This is a genomic window from Amycolatopsis thailandensis (genome assembly GCF_042723255.1).
Lineage (GTDB): Bacteria > Actinomycetota > Actinomycetes > Mycobacteriales > Pseudonocardiaceae > Amycolatopsis > Amycolatopsis thailandensis.
Genome location: NZ_JBHXJK010000261.1, coordinates 1 through 3742 on the forward strand (window position 1 = coordinate 1; position 3742 = coordinate 3742).

General features: G+C 70.8%; 3 protein-coding genes. All 3 read left to right on the top strand.

Features of this window, described 5'->3' with window-relative positions; all coding sequences use genetic code 11:
* The first annotated feature begins 319 nt into the window (after positions 1-319).
* From hrcA to ACFWMR_RS42525, 3 genes are read left to right on the top strand one after another with little or no spacing between them, the layout of a single operon-like run.
* Positions 320-1345: a heat-inducible transcriptional repressor HrcA gene (gene hrcA / locus ACFWMR_RS42515; protein ID WP_093935310.1), complete on the top strand. Its 1026-nt coding sequence runs from the start codon at positions 320-322 to the stop codon at positions 1343-1345.
* A gap of 42 nt (positions 1346-1387) precedes the next feature.
* Positions 1388-2551: a molecular chaperone DnaJ gene (gene dnaJ, locus ACFWMR_RS42520; RefSeq protein ID WP_378274393.1), complete on the top strand. Its 1164-nt coding sequence runs from the start codon at positions 1388-1390 to the stop codon at positions 2549-2551.
* A 3-nt stretch (positions 2552-2554) separates the two neighbouring features.
* Positions 2555-3307: a 16S rRNA (uracil(1498)-N(3))-methyltransferase gene (locus tag ACFWMR_RS42525; protein WP_378382488.1), complete on the top strand. Its 753-nt coding sequence runs from the start codon at positions 2555-2557 to the stop codon at positions 3305-3307.
* Positions 3308-3742: the final 435 nt, after the last annotated feature.

Consider the following 3742-nt stretch of genomic DNA (forward strand, 5'->3'; position numbering starts at 1 on the left):
TCCTTGCGCTAGGCGCAAGGAAGGGGGCCATCATGTACTTGGGAAGCGGGCAGGAGCGGCGGTGACCGTCCGGCCGGGGTGGTCGTGAGTGGCGATTCGGGTTAGACCCGGCCCACCACTCACGAGGTGGCTCACGGACTGCGGAACGCTCACCTGCCACACCGTCCACAGCTGTGGCGCGTGAAGCACTTTTCCCGGCAGGCGAACAAGCGCCGGTACCGCGGCCTAGCCACTCACGAGGCCCCAAAGACGTCCTTCGGCTCCCCGGGCACTATGCCTTCCGTAAACTCGTTGTGAGGACGAGCCGAGGGAGGTGCAGGTGGCCAACGCGGAAGAGCGCCGCTTCGAAGTGCTGCGCGCGATCGTCGCCGACTACGTGTCGAACCAGGAGCCGGTCGGATCCAAGGCGATCGTCGACCGGCACAACCTCGGTGTGTCCAGCGCCACCGTCCGCAACGACATGGCGGCTCTGGAAGAAGAGGGCTACATCACACAGCCCCACACCAGCGCGGGCCGCATCCCCACCGACAAGGGGTACCGGCTGTTCGTCGACCGGATCGCCGAGGTCAAACCGCTCAGCTCGGCCGAACGCCGGGCCATCACGGCCTTCCTCGACAGCGGCACCGACGTCGACGACGTCCTGCGCCGGTCCGTCCGGCTGCTCGCCCAGCTGACCAGGCAGGTCGCGGTCATCCAGTACCCGATGATGACCAACTCCGCCGTCCGTCACCTGGAAGTGGTGCCGCTCACCCCCGCCCGGCTGATGCTGGTGCTGATCACCGATTCCGGCAGGGTCGACCAGCGCACCGTCGACCTCGGGGACGTCATCACCGAGGAGAACGTCGGCAGGCTGCGCACGGTGCTCAACGGTGCCCTGTCCGGCCGCCGTCTCTCCGAGGCCGCGGCGGCGGTCGCCGAACTGCCCGAGAAGTCGCCGGGCGAGCTGCGCGACAACCTCACCCGTGTCTGTACCGTGCTGGTGGAATCGCTGGTCGAGCACCCGGAAGAGCGGCTGGTGCTCGGCGGCACCGCGAACCTCACCCGCAACGTCTCGGACTTCCCCGGATCGCTGCGGCAGGTGCTGGAGGCGCTCGAGGAGCAGGTCATCGTGCTCAAGCTCCTCGCGGCCGCGCGCAACCCCGGTGCGATCACCGTGCGCATCGGTGAGGAAAATGAGGATGAGCAGATGCGCAGCACCTCGGTGGTGTCCATCGGCTACGGCATGGACGACCTGCTGCTGGGCGGGATGGGCGTCGTCGGGCCCACCAGGATGGACTACCCGAACACCATCGCCGCGGTACGCGCGGTGGCGAACTACGTGGGGCAGATCCTCTCCGGCCGCTGAGCGCGGCGTTGAGGTCTAAGTCAGAAGGAGAAGGCGGAGACGGTGGCGAGGGACTATTACGGCATTCTCGGGGTTGCGAAGAACGCGACGGATCAGGAGATCAAGCGCGCGTACCGCAAGCTGGCCCGTGAACTGCACCCCGACGTCAACCCGTCGGAGGACGCCCAGCACCGCTTCGGCGAGGTGACCACCGCTTACGAGGTGCTGTCGGATCCGCAGAAGCGCAAGGTCGTCGACCTCGGCGGCGACCCGATGGACGGCGGAGCGCGCGGAGGCGGCGGAGACCCGTTCTCGGGCTTCGGCGGCCTCGGCGACATCATGGACGCCTTCTTCGGCGCCGCCGGAGGTGGCGGCGGTCGCGGCCGTGGCCCGCGCAGCCGCGTGCAGCCCGGTTCCGACGCGCTCATCCGCCTCGGCCTCACGCTGGAGGACTGCGCCACCGGAGTCGACCGCGAGATCACCGTCGACACCGCCATCGTCTGCGACCTGTGCCGCGGCGCCGGCGCGGCCGAAGGCACCGGCACCAAGACCTGCGACACCTGCGGCGGCGCCGGCGAGGTCCAGTCCGTGCAGCGGTCCTTCCTCGGCCAGGTCGTCACCGCCCGCCCCTGCCCGGTCTGCCGCGGCTTCGGCGAGGTCATCCCCGACCCCTGCCGCCAGTGCGGCGGCGACGGCCGCGTCCGCGCCCGCCGCAACGTCACCGCCAAGATCCCGCCGGGCGTCGGCGACGGCATGCGCATCCGGCTCTCCGGCCAGGGCGAGGTCGGCCCCGGCGGCGGCCCGGCCGGCGACCTGTACGTCGAGATCGACGAAGCGCCGCACGAGGTGTTCGTCCGCCAGGGCAACGACCTCCACTGCAACTTCCGCATCCCGATGACCACCGCCGCCCTCGGCGCCACGGTGCCCATCGAGACACTCATCGACGGCGACTACGAACTCGACATCGAACCGGGCACCCAGCCCGCCACCGAACTCGTCCTCACCGCCAAGGGCATGCCGCGACTGCGGTCCTCCGGCCGCGTCGACGGACGCGGCGACCTGCACGTCCACATCGACGTCGTCGTGCCGACCAAACTCGACGACGCCCAGCGCGACCTCCTCGTCGAACTCGCCCAGCAGCGCGGCGAGGACGTGCCTTCGCTTTCTTCGAACGGTTCCAAACCCGGCGGGCTGTTCTCCAAGCTGCGCACCAAGAACCACCGGTAACCCGTGCCCGAGACGACACTGCCGGTCTTCCTCACCGACGCGCTGCCCGGCTCCGGGCGCACCACGCTCGACGGCGAGGAAGCCCGGCACGCCGCCACCGTCCGGCGGCTGCGCGTCGGCGAACGCCTCATGCTTTCCGACGGCGAAGGCGGCATGGCGCGCTGCGTCGTCGAAGCCGTCCAGGCAGGCCGCGACGCGGCACTCACCCTCGCCATCGAAGAACACTGGACCGAGGAACCACCCGCGCTGCGCGTCATCGTCGCCCAAGCACTCGCCAAAGGCGACCGCGGTGAACTCGCCGTCGAACTCGCCACCGAGGCAGGCGCCGACGCCATCGTCCCCTGGCGCGCCGCCCGCAGCGTCGCCCGCTGGGAAGAAGGCACCCGCGGCGACAAAGCCCTCACCCGCTGGCGCACCACCGCCCGCGCCGCCGCCAAACAAGCCCGCCGCGCCCACGTCCCCGAAGTCGCCGAGCCCGCCACCACCCGCGAACTCGCCGAACTCGCCCAGACCGTTTCCCGCGCCCTCGTCCTCGAATCCGGCATCAGCACCCGCCTCACCGAGATCGAACTCCCCGCGCAGGGCGACATCCTCCTCGTCGTCGGCCCCGAAGGCGGCATCACCGACGAAGAACTCACCACCCTCACCGACGCAGGCGCGACCGCCATCCGGTTGGGCCCCACCGTTTTGCGCACCTCCACCGCCGCCGCCGTCGCGCTGGGCGCACTCGGAGTTCTCACCGAACGCTGGAAGTGAAAAAACACCCCACTAATTTGCGGCCGGTTATGGCGCGATCACGCAAACAGCCGTTACTCTCGTTAACTGACGCGCAACACACGGTTTCGGCGCGCCACTGGGGATGAAGCCCAGTCGCGCGCATGAATCCCCGCCGGGCACCTCCCCCCTCGGTCCGGCGGAGCCGCGGCGGCGGTGGAGCGACCCCCAGGCTCCACCGCGCCGCGGCGTCTTCATTTCGGGGGGCTTCGCAATTCGCTTCGCTCTTGCTGCGCCCCGAAATTCGACTGCCGCGGCGCGGTTCCGCGTGTTGACGCCGGGGGGGGCGGCCCCCCGCCCCCCCCCCCGGGGGGCGGGGGGGGGGGGGGCGGGGGCGGCGGGTGGGGGCGGCGCGACGGCGGGGGGACGCCCCGCACCGCGAGCCCGCCGACCCGCGGCGGCGGAAAGGAGAGGAGA